22 protein-coding genes and 1 pseudogene are annotated in these 19,751 nt (G+C 38.5%); 6 read left to right on the top strand and 17 right to left on the bottom strand.

Annotated elements, in window-relative coordinates; genetic code table 11:
* Window positions 1-157: 157 nt before the first annotated feature.
* Complete coding sequence (locus RCG23_RS23555; protein WP_374049785.1) at window positions 158-1,387, bottom strand: chromate transporter; 1,230 nt, start codon at window positions 1,385-1,387, stop codon at window positions 158-160.
* Window positions 1,388-1,479: 92 nt separating this feature from the next.
* A complete protein-coding gene (locus RCG23_RS23550) occupies window positions 1,480-1,773 on the bottom strand; it encodes a DUF3243 domain-containing protein (protein ID WP_308177645.1) in 294 nt (97 codons plus the stop codon).
* Window positions 1,774-1,955: 182 nt separating this feature from the next.
* On the opposite strand from RCG23_RS23550, the gene plsY reads away from it, so the two are divergent.
* Complete coding sequence (gene plsY, locus RCG23_RS23545; RefSeq protein ID WP_308177644.1) at window positions 1,956-2,546, top strand: glycerol-3-phosphate 1-O-acyltransferase PlsY; 591 nt, start codon at window positions 1,956-1,958, stop codon at window positions 2,544-2,546.
* A 32-nt stretch (window positions 2,547-2,578) separates the two neighbouring features.
* Here the strand turns inward: plsY and RCG23_RS23540 are convergent, their stop codons facing one another.
* Together RCG23_RS23540 and RCG23_RS23535 are read right to left on the bottom strand one after the other, a co-directional pair.
* Complete coding sequence (locus RCG23_RS23540) at window positions 2,579-2,764, bottom strand: STAS domain-containing protein (RefSeq protein ID WP_308177643.1); 186 nt, start codon at window positions 2,762-2,764, stop codon at window positions 2,579-2,581.
* Entirely contained in the window at window positions 2,742-3,125 is a 384-nt protein-coding gene (locus tag RCG23_RS23535) for a hypothetical protein (RefSeq protein ID WP_308177642.1), read from the bottom strand. Before RCG23_RS23535 ends, RCG23_RS23540 begins: the two co-directional genes overlap by 23 nt.
* A gap of 237 nt (window positions 3,126-3,362) precedes the next feature.
* Here RCG23_RS23535 and RCG23_RS23530 point away from each other — a divergent pair, with 237 nt between their 5' ends.
* From RCG23_RS23530 to RCG23_RS23520, 3 genes are all read left to right on the top strand, one after another.
* Window positions 3,363-3,791: a hypothetical protein gene (locus RCG23_RS23530; RefSeq protein WP_308177641.1), complete on the top strand. Its 429-nt coding sequence runs from the start codon at window positions 3,363-3,365 to the stop codon at window positions 3,789-3,791.
* A 19-nt stretch (window positions 3,792-3,810) separates the two neighbouring features.
* Complete coding sequence (locus RCG23_RS23525) at window positions 3,811-4,500, top strand: ATP-binding protein (RefSeq protein WP_308180160.1); 690 nt, start codon at window positions 3,811-3,813, stop codon at window positions 4,498-4,500.
* A 153-nt stretch (window positions 4,501-4,653) separates the two neighbouring features.
* Window positions 4,654-4,851, top strand: a complete 198-nt coding sequence (locus RCG23_RS23520; RefSeq protein ID WP_308177640.1) for a hypothetical protein — start codon at window positions 4,654-4,656, stop codon at window positions 4,849-4,851.
* 73 nt (window positions 4,852-4,924) lie between these two features.
* Here the strand turns inward: RCG23_RS23520 and RCG23_RS23515 are convergent, their stop codons facing one another.
* A complete protein-coding gene (locus tag RCG23_RS23515; protein WP_308177639.1) occupies window positions 4,925-5,068 on the bottom strand; it encodes a hypothetical protein in 144 nt (47 codons plus the stop codon).
* A 260-nt stretch (window positions 5,069-5,328) separates the two neighbouring features.
* Between RCG23_RS23515 and RCG23_RS23510 the strand changes: the two are divergent.
* Together RCG23_RS23510 and RCG23_RS23505 are read left to right on the top strand one after the other, a co-directional pair.
* Window positions 5,329-6,476 (top strand): annotated as a pseudogene (locus RCG23_RS23510) (CapA family protein).
* A 185-nt stretch (window positions 6,477-6,661) separates the two neighbouring features.
* The gene (locus RCG23_RS23505; protein WP_308180159.1) at window positions 6,662-6,955 is read left to right on the top strand and encodes a HesB/YadR/YfhF family protein; all 294 of its coding nucleotides are present in this window, start codon (window positions 6,662-6,664) and stop codon (window positions 6,953-6,955) included.
* A gap of 28 nt (window positions 6,956-6,983) precedes the next feature.
* On the opposite strand, the gene RCG23_RS23500 is transcribed toward RCG23_RS23505, so the two are convergent.
* From RCG23_RS23500 to acnA, 12 genes are all read right to left on the bottom strand, one after another.
* Complete coding sequence (locus RCG23_RS23500; protein ID WP_308177638.1) at window positions 6,984-7,277, bottom strand: hypothetical protein; 294 nt, start codon at window positions 7,275-7,277, stop codon at window positions 6,984-6,986.
* Between the two features lie 9 nt (window positions 7,278-7,286).
* Complete coding sequence (locus tag RCG23_RS23495; protein ID WP_308177637.1) at window positions 7,287-7,724, bottom strand: acyl-CoA thioesterase; 438 nt, start codon at window positions 7,722-7,724, stop codon at window positions 7,287-7,289.
* Window positions 7,725-10,070 carry an AAA family ATPase gene (locus tag RCG23_RS23490; protein WP_308177636.1) on the bottom strand — a complete coding sequence of 782 codons (2,346 nt, stop codon included), beginning with the start codon at window positions 10,068-10,070 and terminating at the stop codon, window positions 7,725-7,727. It lies immediately after the preceding gene.
* Window positions 10,071-10,189: 119 nt separating this feature from the next.
* Window positions 10,190-10,432, bottom strand: a complete 243-nt coding sequence (gene tlp, locus RCG23_RS23485) for a small acid-soluble spore protein Tlp (RefSeq protein ID WP_308177635.1) — start codon at window positions 10,430-10,432, stop codon at window positions 10,190-10,192.
* A gap of 112 nt (window positions 10,433-10,544) precedes the next feature.
* Window positions 10,545-10,688: an acid-soluble spore protein N gene (locus RCG23_RS23480; protein WP_308177634.1), complete on the bottom strand. Its 144-nt coding sequence runs from the start codon at window positions 10,686-10,688 to the stop codon at window positions 10,545-10,547.
* 68 nt (window positions 10,689-10,756) lie between these two features.
* Window positions 10,757-10,888, bottom strand: a complete 132-nt coding sequence (locus RCG23_RS23475; protein ID WP_308177633.1) for an FbpB family small basic protein — start codon at window positions 10,886-10,888, stop codon at window positions 10,757-10,759.
* 196 nt (window positions 10,889-11,084) lie between these two features.
* Complete coding sequence (locus RCG23_RS23470) at window positions 11,085-11,618, bottom strand: redoxin domain-containing protein (protein ID WP_308177632.1); 534 nt, start codon at window positions 11,616-11,618, stop codon at window positions 11,085-11,087.
* Between the two features lie 222 nt (window positions 11,619-11,840).
* The gene (locus RCG23_RS23465) at window positions 11,841-12,599 is read right to left on the bottom strand and encodes a class II aldolase/adducin family protein (protein WP_308177631.1); all 759 of its coding nucleotides are present in this window, start codon (window positions 12,597-12,599) and stop codon (window positions 11,841-11,843) included.
* A 15-nt stretch (window positions 12,600-12,614) separates the two neighbouring features.
* A complete protein-coding gene (gene mtnA / locus RCG23_RS23460) occupies window positions 12,615-13,664 on the bottom strand; it encodes an S-methyl-5-thioribose-1-phosphate isomerase (protein WP_308177630.1) in 1,050 nt (349 codons plus the stop codon).
* 317 nt (window positions 13,665-13,981) lie between these two features.
* Window positions 13,982-15,703, bottom strand: coding sequence for a ribosomal protection-like ABC-F family protein (gene abc-f, locus RCG23_RS23455; RefSeq protein WP_308177629.1), 1,722 nt, complete (start codon window positions 15,701-15,703; stop codon window positions 13,982-13,984).
* Window positions 15,704-15,966: 263 nt separating this feature from the next.
* Window positions 15,967-16,938 carry a phosphotransferase enzyme family protein gene (locus tag RCG23_RS23450; protein WP_308177628.1) on the bottom strand — a complete coding sequence of 324 codons (972 nt, stop codon included), beginning with the start codon at window positions 16,936-16,938 and terminating at the stop codon, window positions 15,967-15,969.
* 61 nt (window positions 16,939-16,999) lie between these two features.
* Complete coding sequence (acnA, locus tag RCG23_RS23445; RefSeq protein WP_308177627.1) at window positions 17,000-19,705, bottom strand: aconitate hydratase AcnA; 2,706 nt, start codon at window positions 19,703-19,705, stop codon at window positions 17,000-17,002.
* Window positions 19,706-19,751: the final 46 nt, after the last annotated feature.

The following is a 19,751-nucleotide window of genomic DNA, read 5'->3' as shown; positions in this document are numbered from 1 at the left end:
TTCATTCTATCCTAATAAATCCATTTGGAAATGAACAGGGATTTTTGGCACTGAAATTATTTTATTTGGTGTAATTCTTTAGATCATAGGCTCTTTATTTGGAATTTTTATTTTATATTGACTAAAAAAGACTTTCGCTCAGGACGAAAGCCTTTAACTAATTATAAAAATAATATACCTCCGATGGCCCAAGAACTACGGTGAGCCATGGTGGCAGCCGCCAAATGTTGAACAATCCGAATAAAACGGCGGCAAATGCAAAATCCCTTCCCGTTAAAATGGAAGTAACAAAAATGGGATTATAAAGCGCGGCAAGCAAAATACCGACTACTGCCGCATTCACTCCCGCAAAAACCCCCTGAATACCCGGCTTTCTCCTTAATAAATCCCAGTATGGAAGTGCAGCCGCAATGAGTAAAAATGCTGGAAGGAAGATTGCTGCAGTCGTAATTGCAGCACCTTTCCACCCTCCAATAACAGCACCAAGGTAGGAAGAAAAAGTGAAAAGAGGACCAGGTACAGCCTGTGTTGCTCCATAACCTGCCAAAAAGGCTTCCTTGCTGACCCAGCCTGTAGGTACAAGTTCTCTTTCTAGTAATGGCAGAACAACATGGCCACCGCCAAAAACAAGTGCGCCACTGCGGTAAAACCGATCAAATAGTTCAAGTCCGTCAATTCCTGACCATTTCGCAAGAAAAGGCAATATTATCAGGAAGCATACAAATAATACTGCTGCCGTTATGGAAGTTTTTTTACTGATTGGAATAGGTAATGTATTCTTCTTTTCCACACTTCCTGTTTTGAAAAAAAGGTAGCCTGCTGTTCCTGATGCAGCAATTACCATCAATTGCGAGATGCTGCTAGGCCATAATAGAACTACTGCCGCTGCCAAAATCGCAATTCCAGACTTCCACTTTCCGGCTGCTAACTTCTTACCCATATCAAGGACCGCTTGGAAAACAATAACGACAGCAACAATTTTTAATCCATGCAGCCAACCTTGATGCGTAATATCCAATCCTTTTAGGAAATAAGCAAATAAAACAAGCATTATGACGGAAGGAAGGGTAAACCCTAGGAATGAAGCTGCACCGCCTGTAATACCTGCCCGCATCATTCCGATTCCCATTCCAACCTGACTGCTTGCAGGGCCCGGAAGAAACTGACATAATGCCACGAGATCAGCAAAGGCTTTTTCATCCAGCCACTTTCTTTTTTTTACATATTCATTGTGAAAATACCCTATATGTGCGGTCGGACCGCCAAATGAAGTAAGTCCAAGCTTGAGCGCCACAATAAATAGTTCTTTTATTCTATGTACTTTGGAATTTTCTATAATTTCATTCGTCAAAGATTGTTCTCCCTTCTCTTGTATTTCTATAATCATACAATTTTCATGCTAACAAGGACAAGAACTGGCAGCCAGTTTCTCTTTATAGACAAAACAAAAAGGCCACCTGGCCTTTTTGTCACTTCTCATTATTTTACTAAACGGACAAGCATATGCGCTAGTTTATGTTGTTCTTCTTTTGTGCCCACTTTCCATAGCTCTTGAAGAAGTCGTTCTTCACTGTTTTTAGGGGACTGATTTTCAGCCAGGAAGCCGGCAACCTTTTCGGCAGCTTTAGCCAGCTGTTCCTCATCCATCCCTAATTTTTCCCCCATGCTTACTTTACCGCTGAGAAAGCTTTTAAACTCATCAAAATTCGATAAAACCTCAGAATTCTTATTCACTTCGTTTTGTAATTTTCCTTCATTAAATTGCTTGTCCATTGATAATCACTCCTTAGGTTAAATGGCGTTCTCTATTTAATTCCCTGTAGGAAAATGGTTAAACTATTAACAGCACATCCGCTTTATAGATTCTGTTTATATTGGAAATGCAAGGATGGCGTTTTCATAAAAGCATGGTACAATAAAGAAACTGGATCAATTTATAGAAGGAGAAATTTTTAATGGCAATAACAATCATTATCCTGATCCTTGCTTATTTGCTTGGTTCAATTCCTTCAGGACTTATTATTGGTAAAGCATTCTATGGTAAAGATATTCGCCAGCATGGCAGCGGAAATCTAGGGGGTACGAATACCTTTCGTACTTTGGGAAAAAAAGCGGGAATTGCTGTAACGCTCGCTGATATTTTAAAAGGGACGCTCGCAGCTTCACTTCCGGTTTTATTTCATGCAAATGACTTAAATCCACTTATTCCCGGAGTAATAGCAGTGGTTGGTCATATGTATCCTGTATTTGCAGGTTTTAGGGGTGGAAAGGCAGTTGCCACTTCTGGAGGTGTATTGTTGTTTTGTGCACCGGACCTGTTTGTCACGACACTCGTTATGTTTATACTGGGATTATATACGACTAAGTATGTGTCACTTTCATCCATGATTGCTGCTCTCACATCCGTATTGTTTGCAATCTTCATCAGCAAGGATGTTCCGCTAATCGTTGTGGTTTCTCTCCTGTCATTGTTTGTAATTTACAGGCATCGGGCAAATATCAAGCGAATTATCAACAAAACTGAACCAAAAATTAAATGGCTATAAAGGAACCCAATTGGGTCCTTTATAGCCATTTTTCATTTCCTTACGATTCCAAATGATTTTAATGCTTGATGAAGATTATTAAACAATTTCACTTCATAAAATCGAACACCTAGTGCAACGACCGAATGAGCAAGTTCAGGTCTCATCCCGGTAAGTGTTACTTCTACCCCAGTCATTTCAAGTGCAGATATGATTTTAAATAATTCCTGTGCAACCATTGTATCTACGATTAAAACGCCAATATTCTATGAATTTCGAGAAATATTCCCAAAATATTTCTCGGAATAATTTAAATTGCTCCATCGAACGATAAATGGGGGACTCGTACTTTGCCCTTGTTTTTCCAACAGTTTCCCCCCAGGATTCCAGATCAATATCTTTTCCGTTACCAATATTTTCTGCAATCGATTTTATTAATTTGAGATTTCTTGATTTAATTTCTTTAACATATCGATTTGGCATTTGATTCGAGTACACTGATTTTTCTTCTTCTTTTTTTCTTAATGATAACCACTGATTTGTCATATCGCCGGCATGATTTAATAAAAAAGATTTCAATTCCAGTGTTGAAACAGCCATTCTTTTTGCCCCTTTATTATTAAGTGTCGTTTCTTGCTGTAAGATTGCTGAAATTGTTGATTTTATTGCAATGTAAGCAATTGTAAAGGTAAGGAATAATTTGGTATTATATTTATAATCTAACAAAATGTATCGTTTTCGGACATAACACAAATGACATATACCACATTATTATTTATTATAGCCAACGCCCTATGCATAGTTTAGTTTTCTAATATTTTAAAGGATGGTAATGTAATGGATTTTAATAGGTTATTTGTAAAAGAAGTTCCTTTCCCTTATTTTATTTATGACCAGGCATTGTCCTTCCTAGCAGCTTCAAAGCAGGCTAAGGAATTGTTTCCTCATACAGAAGATTTTATCCAGCTAATCGACACACCATTTCAAAAGGAAGCGATTGATTTCTTTTTGTCAATTTCGCGAAAAGCATCCATTGAAGTCCTTATGAACGAAAAAAATAAAAAAAATTCCTATAAAATTTTTAAAGCGGAAGACGAATTTAGAAATATTCATATCTACTGTCTGCCATTTAAAACTGAAATGACAGAATTACAGGAAATGATGAACCGGGTTGAACAAAAACTTATTCAATATAATGTCGAATTAATGGATAAAAAACAATTTTTAGAGGAAAGTGTTCAACTACTAAAAGAGGCGGCCAGTTGAAGCCGACCGTCGTGACAGCATAGAGAATCTGGCAGCAGGGATTGCACATGAAATTAGGAACCCTCTCACTACTGTTAAGGGATTTATTCAGCTAATAAGACCCTATTTGCAGGAAATCGATAAAGTACAATACGCAGATATTGCTTTGGAAGAAATAGACCGTGCGAATGGAATCATATTTGAATTTTTGAACGCCTCTAAACCTCAAATGGCCACTCAGCTTATCCGCTCGATCAACGCCCTTGTAAAAGATATTGCCTTGTTGTATGAAAGTGAAGCCATTCTGAGAGATATTCAAATTCGGTCTTTCCTAAGCCTCGAGGATATAACGATTAGAATGGATGCAAACCAACTAAAGCAAGTGCTTATAAATATTATAAAAAATAGCATCGAGGCACTCGATGACGTTCAACAGCCTCAAAATGAACGAAAAATTGATTTAATAACAGAAATCAATCAGGAAGTGGCTTTGATCGTGATAAAGGATAATGGATGCGGCATGACACAAGAAACGCTCGATAAACTCTTCCTGCCCTTTTATACGACAAAAGAAAAAGGAACTGGAATTGGACTAAGTGTCTGTAAAAAAATAGTGGAAGATAGCGGCGGTATGATTCAGGTGGAAAGCGCTCCTGGTGCAGGTACCATCTTCAGGCTTTCCTTCCCTTCCACTATGTTTATAGAGAACGCTGTTAGGCTTAATTACTGATATTTTCTTACCTAAGGAAATCCAACTATCCGATTTTAATCTAAAGCTCCTTTAGAAGCGAGGAATTCATTAAATTTTCAAAAAGTAATCATCGTTAAGTTGCTATATTGCTGTAAAATAATAGTAAGCCTTCTTGTTGAAAGGAGATTCTATATGAAAAGCGGCAACTGGGAAAATCAAAACTTGGTATATACTTCTGAAGTAACAGAATGTCAGTCACGGGATGAATTCACAATTGAATTTTTCACCTCTTCAAATGGTATGAAATGTTCAGGTATACCGATGAAAGTAGTAAGAAACTTTGACGAATTAATTTTGTTTATGGAGCAAATGGAAGAAACACCTGTGTAAGTATTTTAAAGTTTAGGAAATTCCATGTCCAAGAAAATGAAAAAAGCGGATAACCTCTTAGGTTTTCCGCTTTTTATATTTTTAACAATTGGAATTTACCATTTCCAAAGACGTCCTTTGTATAATCTAGTTTGGTATTATCGAAATACACATTATCCTTTTCATGAATCAGGATTTGAAGTTCTTCAAATTCAAACAGCTGATCATTTTGAAGCATCTGCTCTTCCAGAGACAGATTTAACTTTGGACCGCCTCAGCCAATGCCCATACCTAAGCGTATAAATAATTTTTCTTCTGGTGTGTTTTTTTCTTTTTCAAGTGCAGTTTGTAATCTTTTATAGGCACTATCCGTCATCTTAAACACATGTTTCACCTCTTATTAAATTGTTTTTGAAAAAACATCTTTTTGCAATCCAAAAATTATATTATAGTAGAATTTGAGATTATCATTGAATTTTCAGCAAATGAGGAGCAATTATGAAAAATAAAACAGCTTTTTCCTTATTGATGATAGGAATTTGTTTGTTCCTGTCCTCTACCCTGCTTTTTCAACAATACCAAAAAGCTGAGGCAAAAACAAAAGTATATGCTTCAGAGAACCTTTCTTCACGTCAATATACCGTTATGGGCAAAAATGTAACAGAGAAAGTTACGATTGGAGGAATAGGAGATATCCTCATCCATGACTGGGTTTATGAGGATGCCTTCCGTGGAGGGAAATATAATTTTAATCCTATTTTCCAAAATATAAATGGATTATTGGGAAAGCCGAATATCGTGACAGCTAATCAAGAAAGTATTCTTGGAGGTACGGAATTAGGGGTTTCTAACTATCCCATGTTTAACAGCCCCCATGAAGTGGCAGATGCATTAAAGAATGCGGGAGTCGATATCGTATCTACAGCAAATAACCATTCTCTTGATAAAGGAGAACGAGGCATTCTATCTGAATCACGTTATTTAGACAGCATTGGCATCCCCCATGTCGGCACTTTTACTGACCAAAAAGACAGGTCGAGGTTAAGAGTCATTAGTAAAAACGGAATAAAACTTGCCTTTCTTTCGTACACATTTGGAACAAACGGAATCCCTGTGCCCCTCGAGAAAAAATATCTTGTGAATATTATTAATCGGGACAGCATGAAGGAAGAAATCCATAGAGCTAGACAGGAAGCGGACGTTGTCATCATGAGCATTCACTGGGGCAATGAATATCAGAGGTATCCTAACGAACAACAGAAGGACCTGGCCATTTTCTTGCCAATGAAGGAGTCGACGTGATTTTTGGATCGCACCCTCATGTTTTGCAGCCAATGCAATGGATTATCGCAAAAGATGGGAGAAGGGTATTAGCTGTCTACTCTTTAGGTAATTTTATATCCGGCCAAATGCGTGATTATAAAGATATAGGCGGGTTGGCAACAGTGGATATTACTAAGCATGTAAGTGAAAAAGGTCAACAGATAGAGTTATCAAACCCTATTTTCAATCCTACTTATGTGTCCCAGCAGCATCTTAAAAACTACCGAGTCGTCCCTCTCAAGCAGGCAGGATCTTATGGCCTTGCCAACGCAGCAGCAAAGGACCGTGAAATCCATAAATTTATGACCCAATGGCTCCGGTAAACGGAGTCATTTTTCTCCTTTATACCCCGAATATTCATACGATAGTTTATTTTTACTTATAAATATTTAAAATTAAGCCCCTTGCTCGATTCTTATTGAAATATCCACTATAATAAATTGATAATGAAGATTTCCTTCAATCAACTTTAATAAAGGGAACTTCATATTCTGGAAGGAGCTCAATGATGAAAATACATATTAGTGATCAGGCATCAGAGTGGTATAAAAAAGAAATGAGCTTAAAACAGGGAGATTATGTGAAGTTTTTTGTCCGTTATGGTGGCTGCAGTACTGTCCAGAGCGGTTTTTCTCTCGGTGTTATAAATGAAGAACCTGTGGATGCGAGTGTGAAATCAGAAAAGGATGGAATTGTTTACTACATTGAGGAAAAAGATAGTTGGTATTTTGACGGACATGACTTAAATGTTGACTTCCATCCTGAGGCTAAGGAGCCTGTTTTTAATTATCATAAAATATAAAAAGGCGGCTATGCCGCCTTTTTATATTTTATTCCCAAATAAGATCAAGTCTACCCTCTTTTATAAGGATCTCTTTTTGGCGGCTTCCTATTAAATCGTAGTGGGAATAGCCATCCGGCCTTATATGAATCCATTCCTTTTTTAAGCCGTGCTTACTTCCCCACCTGGCAAGCTGTTCTAAATCATTACAGCCCACTTTGGTGACTGTTGTACAACCGGGGAAGCGGTCATCCAGCCAATAATGGGTCAAGAAAGCGATTTTTCCACTATCGATTTTTTCTTTCCAAACTTTTAATTCAGCTTTTTTGATTCCGAATGCCATGGGTGCAACCTACCTCTTTATTTCAGCTTGTTTCTTTTTTGCTTTTTCGTATGCCGCATGCCATTCAGGATAAAGCCTTTTAAGAGAAATGGGCCTGAAGCTTTCCTTCTTCACACAAACATGCCGGGATAGACCGATGACGGCAATTTCCCCTGATTCTGTCAGTATTTCATACCCATAAGTTACCCGGATTCCATCGTATTCCTCAACCCAAGTTTTTACTGTGGCTTTTTCACCATAGCGAATTGGTTTTTTATAGGATGCCTGTATATCCATGACAGGAGAAATGATGCCATCCTTCTCCATTTCAGCATAGTTATACCCTAGCTTTTCAATAAAGCTTGTTCTTCCAAGCTCCATCCAAACAAAGTAATTCGCATGATAAACGACTCCCATTTGATCTGTTTCAGCATATCGAACTTCGATTTCTTTCGTTGCAATTACCATTTATATGTCCCCATTCCGTGCCTTGTTGAATGCCTTTATGGCATCTTCCAGTTCTAAAGTATTAGCTTTTTCGATTAAGTCTTCCACTGATCCGCCACTCATCAGCCTCATCGCTTGTGCCTGAATCATTTCATCGACAAGGTTGGAGGCAAAGCGACCGTTTCCAGAGACAATTTCTTCCTCAAGCTGGTCTCTTAGAAATACTTTGGCTTCCTTGGAAATTTGATATTTATATTTTTCTGCATAAGCATCCATTATGGCCAAAAGCTCTTCTGCCAAGTAATCCGGGAAATAGAAAAACTTCTTAAACCTTGATCGGAGTCCAGGATTACTCTCCAGCAGAATATCCATTTCATTTGGATAACCTGCCAGCACAACAACTAGATTTTCATTTTGCCGGGTCATCTCATCGACAAGTGTATCAATTACTTCCTTCCCAAAGTCGCCTGAAGTCTGTCCTAAAAGGGAATAAGCTTCATCAATAAACAACACACCGCCCAGAGCCTGCCTAATTTTTTTCTTCGTTTTTGCAGATGTTTGTCCAACATATCCAGCTACAAAGTCGGCCCTGCTGGCGACAATCAGATGGCCACGTTTCAATATTCCATATTCCTTTAATAGTTCTGCGTAAATTTTTGCGACTGTTGTCTTCCCAGTACCGGGGTTCCCTGTAAAAACAGCATGCAGCTGAATAGGAATCGGCGGCAAATTTTGTTCTCGTCTATATTGTTGCATCCTGACAAATGAAATAAGAGATTGTATCTCCTCTTTTAAGTTTTCCATACCGATAAGCTGATTCAATTTGTCAATTGGAGGTACATCGTCTGATATCTCATTGCCTTCAAAATCATCTTTATCCAATAATGTAAAACGCAAAAAATTCTCATCTTCATTTTTGCTCTTGGAGCCTTTATTAAAAATGGCATTTAGTAAGATATTTCGTACTGTTCTGGCATTGCCAAATGTTTCATCTACCCGCTCGCGTTCCAGGCGCTGGTCAAGTGCCATTTTAGCTTCTTCTGTTAGAATATAATCATTTTCCTCTGCTGCCATTTCACCAATTTGAATCAATTCCTCATTGCTGTAATCCGGCAAATGAAAAAAATTAGAGTTAGGAAATCTGCTTCTCAAACCTGGATTGGCATCAAGAAATGACCGCATTTCTTCTGGATATCCAGCTAATATAACAGCGAATTTACCGCCAAATTCCCTTCCTGTCATTAATGAAACCAGGGTGTCAATAGCAGCGTCGCCGTAATCGTTCCCTGATTGCCCTTCCCGTTTTAAACTGTAAGCTTCGTCTATGAATAAGACCCCTCCAACAGCTCTTTCTACCACTGACCTAACATTTTCTTCTGTTTGGCCAACAAATGCACCAACCAGCTGCGATCGGTCTGCTTCAATTACTTCCTGGCGAGGTAGGACTCCAAGTTCAAAATAGATTTTTGCAAGCAGCCTGGCAAGAGTTGTTTTTCCAGTACCCGGATTTCCAGTCAAAATCATATTGAGGCTTAACTCATCCTTCGTTTTGAATCCAAGAGACTTCCTTTGCTTTTGGTATTTTAGAAAATGATAAAAATCGTTAATACGGTTCTTAACATTTTTCAACCCAACCATCTCTTTTAATTCTTCAAGAGAATTATCAGATTTGGCTTTTTCCAGTTCTTCTTCTCTAAAATAGGTCATCCATTCGGATTGAATCTCCTCTAATCTTGCAAGATGAAGCTTCAATTCCTGGAAATGGATTGAAGTATGAAAGACTCCTGTTATAGACTGTTCATATTCCTCTGACGCCTTTAACAGTTGACTGGTTTCAGCAATCGCTTCTGTCAATAAATTAAAAAGATTATTATAAATTTCAAAGTTCTTCCCACCAGTAACGGATGACGCCTGCTCCTTCATAGAGCTTACATCTTCGAGCTGGGTATCCGCCTCTTCCAGGAAGTTTCGGCAAATTTGTATGTATTGATCAGCAACCTTCTTCTTAGCTGTTCGATTATCTGTTTCTCTGATAAGCGGGAATGAAAGCTGTTCAAGAATATTTCTCTTTTGTTTCCAGGAGGACTTTAACAAGAACTCATTAGCCTGTTTGTTTGAAGAATCCAGTGCAAGTGCCCTTTCCATCCAAGCGCGGGCAAGAGAATCGCCTTTATTTTTTTCAATCCTTGATCTCGCTGCTATCGTTAGTAAAATGGATAAAGTTTTGGAATCCTTTTCTTCTTGTAATAAATTAATAAAGGAATAAAGGGCTGCTTCATTTGATAGCTGCTGTTTATCAGCAAGTTCTTGTTCCCACATTTTTATTTGTTCGTACAACTCATTACTGTTTAATTTCTGTCGAATCATTTTCATCACTTCTTTTTAATAATTTCCCTTTATATCTTATCATAACTATAGTGGCTTCACTAAAAATGAGACCTTCAAAGATTAAACCTGTCCGGAAAATGACAGGCCACTTTTTTTATTTATTCGAATTGATTTTCGCTTTCCCCTGCATGGGCTTCATCTTTGATTTCAGAACGGAATGACTCGATGCTTTCGCGTCGGCGTTCATTTTTTTCTTCAATCTGTCTGCGCTGTTCATCGTCACTTGAGGAAGCTATTGATTTTTCTGCTTCTTCCATATTCTGAATCGTATGGAATATCATTGATTGCAGTTTTTCAACGTTATCACTACGGTCATCCGGTTTTGGTGTATTATTAGTCATGTTCGTTCCTCCTTGTGATGTAAGTGGTACAAATATAGTTTGTTACGAGGCAAAAAAAATATCACATTTTTTTAACAAAAATACCCGAGCCTTCTCGGCCTTGGGTATTATTTCATTCACCTTTTGTCTGAATGACTTGTGGATGCTCTCCAGATTTATCCTGCATTTTTTTTCCATTATTTCCGCTAAAACCTCGCGGCTGTGTGCCAATATGGCTAGGAACAAAATGCTTGCTGTCTTTTTTTGGATTACCCATTTCAAAATCCCTCCTCATTAATATACTTTCCAATAAGGAGAGAAAAATGTTTGGAAAACGATGAGAAATTATTCGGCTTTGCCTAATCGCTTTTCTTCTAGACGCTGCTCGATTCTCTCCATAGCAGCGTGATCCTTCATAAGCTGGGTTTTATTTTCCATCACTAGTTCTGCAAAGCTCCGTTTTCTTGGCTTTCTCATGTTAATCACCTTCCTTATTCACTATACTAACAGTTATTATGCCCGGAAACGGTTTCAATTATTACAACTTTTTGAAAATTTAATCGGAATGTAAATTTCTAAATTTTTAAGGATATAACTGTCGAAAAATCGTATTAAAAATCCTGTTTAATGTAATGAAACACCCGCCTGAAGATGGCGGGTGCTTTAAATATAATCATTTTGAGTCCTCGGTATACTGCTGCATAGCCTCAAGCGGCATTGCACCCTTAAAAATATCCTGTATAACCCCTTTACTGTCGATAAAATAGGTGGTTGGGATAGATAGTATCCTGTATTTAGTATTCACTTCATCTTTATCGTCTAGTAGGACTGGGAACGTAATGCCATTTTGATTTACAAACCCTTTAACATCGAGCTGAGGATCTATGTTTACCGCTAAAATTTCCAAATCCTTATGGTCCTGCTTAAAGAATTGCTCCATTTCAGGCATTTCAGCCTTACAAGGAGGACACCATGTAGCCCAGAAATTTAGCATTACTTTTTTACCCTTCAAATCTGAAAGTTTTACGGTTTCACCTGTTAAAGTTTTAAGTTCGAAATCGGGTGCCTTTAAACCGGCTTTAAGTCCCTCACTCTGGGCTGTTTCATTTGTTTCGCTTTGTGTATCAGTTTTTTTATCCATTGCTTGAACAATGGCTACAGTTAATAAGGCAATTAACAGAACAGCAGCGATTATTTTTTTTATCATGCTTTTCCTCCTTCACTTGGAAAAATAAATGCTAAGCTGATTTTACACTATAAAGTAAGTTGAAATAAAGATTGTAAAAGGGAAGAAATGTGACGATTCCCCAAACAATTGCTTTTCAAACCATCTTTTCTTAAGATATCTAAATATAGCACAACGTGAAAAAGCAAGCAGGTAGCTTGCTTTTTCAAAGATTTCTCTTCAATTCGGCCATCACAGAAGAAGTTACCTTCTCAACAATCTTGTTAATATCTTCTTCAGATAAAGCCCGTTCCAATGGAGATGAAGTTTTTTTGGATGCTGCTCTCTCTTCGCCTGAAACACCTTGGGGGAAACGCCCTTTATTCCCATTTTAGCTTTTAAGTCCAGAAGGCGTTCAACATTTCTGAAAGATAATTCACGGTCCCCGTTCATCTGTTTCGCAATCCAGTTTATTTTAGCGCAAAACTCCAGTGATTCCATTAAAAAATAAGCTTGCTCTAGATTCTTACCCCATGTCAGAGCCCCATGGTTTTCTAAGAGAACCCCATTATGGTCATGTACATACCTCGCTACCGAATCGGGGATTTCCTCTGTTGAGGGAGTCCCATATTCTGCCACAGGGATGGTTCCGAGCAACACTACTGATTCTGGCATAGTGGCCTGGTCCAATGGAAGACCTGCAATCGCAAATGCGGTAGCATAAGGGGGATGGACATGGACAACCGATTCAATATCAGGTCGCTCTTTATAAACCCGTAAATGCATTTTTATTTCTGAAGTAGGCTTGAAATGTCCATCAAGTACATTTCCTTCTCCATCCACCTTAATAATCATGTCTGGTGACATAAAACCTTTGCTTATCCCAGTAGGGGTAACAAGGAATTCATTCTCAGACAGACGAACCGAGATATTTCCATCATTGGCAGCAACAAAACCCTTATCATATACTCTTTTTCCTATCTCGCAAATCTGTATTTTTAAATTATTTTCAGTTGTCATCATAACCTCTGTTCTTGTTTAGTTTTTAAACAATTTTTGAAGTTCTTCCGGAAAATTTTCTTTGATGATTCCTTTTTCCGTAATGATAGCAGTAATTAGATGAGCAGGAGTCACATCAAAGGCAGGATTGAACACTTTTACTCCCTCAGGGGCAGTTCTTTGTCCGAAGCCTTCCGTAACTTCTCTCGAATCCCGTTCTTCTATTAGGATATCCTCACCATTTGCTGTTTCCAGATCGATTGTAGACATCGGAGCAGCGACATAAAAGGGAATGTTGTGTGCCTTAGCCAGCAATGCAACTCCGTAGGTCCCAATTTTATTTGCAACATCACCATTTGCAGCTACTCGGTCGCAGCCAACAATTACAGCCTGAATCCAGCCTTTTTTCATAACCATTGCCGCCATGCTATCAGTAATCAACGTAACATCGATATTAGCCTGCTGCAGCTCCCAGGCGGTTAAACGGGCACCCTGTAGCAATGGTCTGGTTTCATCAGCAAACACACGAAGATTCCAGCCTTTTTCTTTTGCCAAATAAAGAGGGGCAAGAGCAGTCCCGTATCTTGCAGTAGCAATGCCGCCAGCATTACAGTGAGTTAATATCCCCATATCGTCTTTCAGAAGGGTGAGTGCATGTTCGCCAATTAAACGGCAAACCTCTTCATCCTCCTGCCTGATTAGGTGGGCTTCCTTTTCTAAAGCATTTTTTATTTCAGATATAGGGCGAGCCTTTTCTATTTGAACACGTTCATCCATTCGCTTCAGTGCCCAGAATAAGTTAACAGCAGTCGGCCTGGAGCCAGCCAGAAATTCTGATTGTTCTTTATAAACTTTATAAAAATCTTCAAAGGAAGTTTCGGGAGCATTTTTAATACCAAGCAGCAATCCATAAGCTGCTGCGATGCCAATGGCTGGAGCTCCACGAACTTTCAATTGCTTTATAGCATCCCAAGCATCCTGGATATCTTCGATTTCAATAAATTCCGTTACGTTTGGTATTTTGGTCTGATCAAGGATCTTTAATATTCCATTGTCATATGATACCGAACTTAAAAAGGTATCTGCCATTCTGCCATCTCCTCTATATCCTCAAAGTGTTATTTAATGAGGAAGCACATTGTATATATATTCCCTGCACATTTTATCATTAAAATATCTATGAATGAAGAAATTTTTTAATAATTCAAGATTTGTCTGAAAAATGGGCTCATTTTGTTTTAAATTGGCTGTTTCCGTATACTTTGTTGCTATATAAGGAGTAGTTGATTTCCACTACAGGATGCTCGCTTTCCGCTGATCCCGCAGGAGTCTCGCACCTTCCGTTCCAATCAACTTCTTTTACAACGATTTGCTTTTAAAAACAACAATCTTTTAGAAAACAGCCTTCAAAATAACGGTTTCCCTCTTAGCTTAATCAGTTTTTTGTACTCCTCATCAAGCTCCCTGTATTTTGCATCCTTTGGGTCAAGGAGGCAAATTTCGCCCAAAACGGAAGCTATCCGATTTTCAATAAGGATTTTTGATTCCTCATCTGATGCTTCTTTATCAGCTACAGGTTTTGTTTTTCTATTAATAAAATCATCTGCAGTTCCTTCAAATCGTTGAACTTTTTCGTGTTCAAAGATAAGCAGCTTTTTGCATAACTTGTTCAAAAAATAAAAATCATGTGAAACAACAATCAACGTCCCTGAATATTCTTGAAGTGTTTTTTCCAACTGTTCTCTTGCTTGTAGATCAAGATGGTTTGTCGGTTCATCCAATATTAATACGTCGTATTCTTTCAGTAACATATCTGCCAGCTTGGCTCTCGTTCTTTCTCCCAGGCTTAATTTGGAAAGTGGTTTTGAAATAAGGGAAGCATCAAGGCCGAGATTTGCAAGTAGTGTCCGCGCACTTTGGATTTGCTCTCTGTTACTCAAATCAAGAAATTCTAAAACCGACTTTTCAGAAGGCATATCTAGGACATCCTGACTTAGATAGGCGATTTTCAACGATTTACTTGTCCATATCTCCCCATCGTTCAGTTTTTCTTTTTCAAGCAAACAATTAATGAGGGTTGTTTTTCCACTTCCATTCTCTCCAAATAGACCAATCTTTTCACCATGCTGTATATAAAAATAGCTGTTATTGAAGACAGTACGATTACCGTATTTTTTTGTTATTTTTCGTGCTTCGATAATCCTTTTTCCTCTTTTTCCTGCAGATTCAAATTGAAATGAAACCTTTGCTTCTTCGTCTGGTTTTTCCACTTTATTCTTTTCAAGCTCTTGCTGAAGTCTTTTTGCTTTTGATTTTACCTGTTTATCCATCTTTTTTGCTTTCACGCGAAAGTATTCTTTATAACCATCCTGTTTTGTCGATTGATTATGAGCTTTTTCTGACCAATTTTGAAGCTGCTGCAGCTGTAGTTCGATCCTTTCTTTATTACGTTGTTGGGTCTCGTATTGATGAAGCTGTAAATTTGTTCTGCGTTCTTTTTCATCCCGATATTCGCTATAATTTCCGTTATAGATTTGCAATTTTCCTTTTTCTAATTCGAAAATCTTATTTACAGTTCGATCGAGAAAATGCCTATCGTGGGAAATAATGATCGCTGGTCCCGTGAATTTCTTCAATTCTTCCGCAAGCCAATTAATCCCCTTTAAATCTAAATGATTAGTTGGTTCATCCAGGATAAGAAAATTCGTTTCCTCTTGCCAAAGCAGCGAAAGAGCTAGCTTGAGTTTTTCACCACCACTTAATTTATCTGCCTGTTGTTCATCCAGGCTATTAATATCAAGGCCAAGTCGGCTCGCATGTGTCTCAAATTGATTATCAAATTCTATATCTAATTCAGAAAAGACATGCTTCAGTTCAATCGCCTGAGGAAGGTAACCTATTTTTGCATTTACTAAGAACTCTATGGTTCCTTCTTCTATCTTTTCTTCCCCCAAGATAAGCCTGGCAAGGGTTGTTTTACCTGCTCCGTTCTGGCCGACGAGACCGCTACGGTCACCGTTTTTTAAATCAAAGTCAATTTGCTGAAGGATGCTTCTCTCTCCAATTGTTTTTGCTAAATTTCTTATTCTTAGAAAATTCCCCCTGAATTCCAGCTTGTTCTTCCCCATGAAAAAAACCTCCTCAGAGGATCTGAAGAGGGAGAATTTTTGCCCAACAAGATATGACGAAAAGAGCATATTTAAATATGCACAGGCTTTTCCTACATCTTAATTGAATGTTAAAAAAGGGCAGACTAATCCAATTCTTCAGATCCATCATTTTTCGTATTTCGAATAATGTGGTGAAAAATAGATTAAAACTTCATCCCTCTTTACCATTCCTTTACCGTTTAGTTACTTTTTATTTTATTAAGGCGATTGCTAATTGTCAATCATTTATAAAAAGAATCAAAAATGGTTTTGGAAAAAGGAATTTTGTTAATAATTCTATCTTCCAAATCATTTAGAGTATATTTTTGCCATTCCTCAAGGTTTTCTAAATCCCATTTTTCTTTGAATAAAACAATTAAAAAGATTTCCCTTATTTTAAGGAAGATAGGAACCTGCTGTAGTATTTCGTTCCTTAATTTATGTGCGGAGCAGTAACCAGTTAAGAAATAATGCCAAAATACCTCGCTAAAATCAGTGTATTCAGGTGTAAAGGAAGTAACCTGCCAAAAGGCATGATAAAAAGAAACAGCCATATCATATGCATACCAATGATAGGAACAGTCATCAAAATCAAAAACAGTAATTGTTTGTCCATCAACAAAAAAATTATCTTGGTGGAAATCATTATGTATAAGTCCAAAAAGACCTGGCAATGGGGAGAATTCTTTAAGCTGTTCTAACAAGCTTCCATAACGATTCCGGATTATTTCAGAAGAAATTCGAGGAAATAGCCCAAGTACGTCTGGATTCTTTTCACTCCAGGAAGGCCTATTCGACAAGTTTGTTAAAAGGCTACTGTTAGTTGATTGCTTATGCATTTCTCCCATCAATTTACCCCAGTTATAAAATAAGCCTTTATTCCAGATGTTCTTGTCAGTTACATCTAACGGTTTACCTTTAGCTTTTTCAAAAATAACGGCGAACCATTCCTGACCTTTTTCGTTAATACCTCTAATATTATTAGTGGATTCTAAAGGAATTGAAACAGAAAGCTCTGCGTTCCTTAAAACTTTAATAAATTCTAATTCGTGTTTTATTGCTTCGATACTTCGTCGATCAGAATGGGTCAGCCTAAGAATGAAATCCTTCCCGGATGTTTTATAAGAATACACGATATTCTGAAAACCATCGTTAATTCGTGTAAGTTCCTCTTTTTTAATGCCAAGTTTTTTTTCTATCGCTTCTGTTAACATTTATTTCTCCTTATATAAAAGCGCCATGCATTAGCTGCATGGCGCTTCTTAACATCTTTAATTACGCTTTAAGTTTATCGCGAAGAACCATTGGAAGGATTCCGCCATGGCGATAGTAATCGATTTCTACTTCAGAATCAAAGCGGACAAGTACTTCAAATTGAGTAACTTTTCCAGCTTCATCAGTAGCAATTACTTTAACCATATCACGCGGTCTCACGCTCTCATCAACCTGGACACTGAATGTTTCTTTTCCAGTTAATCCAAGTGATTCAGCGCTGTCGCCATCCTTAAATTGAAGAGGAAGAACACCCATCAATACAAGATTTGAACGGTGGATACGCTCAAAGCTTTCAGCAATGACAGTTTTGATTCCTAATAGGTTTGTTCCTTTAGCAGCCCAGTCACGGGATGAACCCATTCCGTAATCTTTACCTGCAAGAACAGCAAGGCCGGTACCTTCTTCTTTATACTTCATACAAGCATCATAGATAGAAGTTACTTCGCCTGTTGGCCAGTAGGTTGTTACGCCACCTTCTGTGCCCGGTGCGATTTGGTTTCGGATACGGATATTCGCAAATGTACCACGCATCATTACTTCATGATTTCCGCGTCGTGAATCGTAGGAGTTGAAATCACGTGGTTCAACACCTTTTTCACGAAGGTATTTCCCTGCTGGTGTATCTTTGCCGATTGCACCTGCCGGAGAAATATGGTCTGTTGTAACTGAATCTCCAAATTTAGCCACAACACGTAAGTCAGCCAATGGCTTAACTTCATCAGGGTTAGGAGTTAATCCTTCAAAGAATGGAGGATTCTGAATATACGTGGAATCAAGATCCCATGTATATAAAGGCTCATTGCTTGTTTTGATTTCATTCCAGCGTTCATTGTCACTGAAAACATGCGCATATTCTCTGTTGAAAAGCTCAGGAGTTACGGTACGTTTTACTACTTCGTTCACTTCTTCAGTGCTTGGCCAGATATCCTTAAAGAACACGTCATTACCTTCTCTGTCCTTGCCGATTGGCTCTGACTGGAAGTCAATATTAACATTTCCTGCTAATGCATATGCAACTACAAGCGGCGGTGATGCAAGGTAGTTAGCTTTAACAAGCGGATGAATACGTCCTTCAAAGTTACGGTTACCAGATAATACGGATGTAACAAGCATATCGTTTTCAGCAATGGCAGTTTCGATTTCGTCTCTTAATGGACCAGAGTTACCGATACATGTAGTACAACCATATCCTACAAGGTTAAAGCCGATTTGCTCAAGGTAAGGAAGCAATCCTGAATCACGAAGATAACCTGTAACAACCTTTGATCCTGGTGCTAATGATGTTTTAACGAATTTAGGAACTTCCATTCCTAATTCAACAGCCTTCTTAGCAACAAGCCCTGCTCCCACTAATACGTAAGGGTTGGATGTATTCGTACAGCTAGTGATAGAAGCAATTGCAACTGCACCCGTTTTCATTACTGTTTGGTCTCCATTATGGAACTTTACAGCTACTTCTTTTGAAAGTTCTTTTTCCTTCAAGCCGAAGCCCTGGTTACCTTGAGGTGCGCTTACTGCTTTAACGAATTCTTCTTTCATTTTTGAAAGAGGAATTAAATCCTGTGGACGCTTAGGTCCTGACAGGTTTGCTTCGATCTCAGCAATATTAATTTCAACTATATCAGTATAAACTGGCTCTTCAGCTGGGTTGAAGAATAATCCGTTTGCTTTGCAATATTGCTCAACAACATTGATTTGCTCTTCATCACGGCCTGTCAGGCGCATATAGTTAAGTGATTCATCATCAATTGCGAAGAATCCGCACGTTGCACCATATTCAGGTGCCATGTTGGCAATCGTCGCACGGTCAGCAAGCGGAAGAACAGATACTCCTGGTCCGAAGAACTCGACAAATTTGCCTACCACACCTTTGCTTCTAAGTACTTGTGTAACTTTAAGTGCAAGGTCTGTAGCTGTAGCACCGTTTGGAAGCTCACCTGTAAGCTTAACGCCTACTACTTCAGGAACAGGGAAATAAGATGGCTGGCCAAGCATTCCAGCTTCTGCCTCGATACCGCCAACGCCCCAGCCCAATACACCAAGACCGTTGATCATAGTTGTATGTGAGTCAGTTCCAACAAGCGTATCAGGATATGCTTCTAGTTCGCCGTCTACCTCTGCTACATGAACCACATCTGCAAGGTATTCAAGGTTAACCTGGTGGACAATTCCTGTTGCAGGTGGAACAGCACGATAATTGTTAAATGCTTTTTGTGCCCAGCTTAGGAACTGATAGCGCTCTGCATTTCGTTCAAATTCCAATACCATATTTGCTTCAAGTGCATCTGGAGTTCCATACTTATCAACCTGTACAGAGTGGTCGATAACAAGGTCAACCGTTTTCTCAGGATTGATTTTATCAGGATCTCCGCCCATGTCTGCCATTGCTTTTCTTAAAGAAGCAAGGTCAACGACAGCAGGTACGCCTGTAAAGTCTTGAAGGATTACGCGGGAAGGCTTGAATGGCACATCCACTTCCTTCACTTCATTTGTGCCCCATTTTGCAAGGTTTTCAACATGCTCTTTTGTAATAACGCGGCCATCATATTGGCGAAGTACAGATTCTAATAATACTTTAACTGAATAAGGCAATTTTGATACATTGCCAGCACCAGCTTCTTCCAAAGCTGCCAAACGGTAATAGTGATAGCGTTTACCATTTACTTCAAAGGAAGAGCGTGCATTAAATACGTCGTTAATAGTCAAATGTAATACCCCCTCAATCATCATCAACATCATATACTAAAATACG

It is taken from the genome of Neobacillus sp. PS3-34 (assembly GCF_030915465.1).
Lineage (GTDB): Bacteria > Bacillota > Bacilli > Bacillales > Cytobacillaceae > Neobacillus_A.
This window is presented reverse-complemented; position numbering and strand designations above follow the sequence as displayed.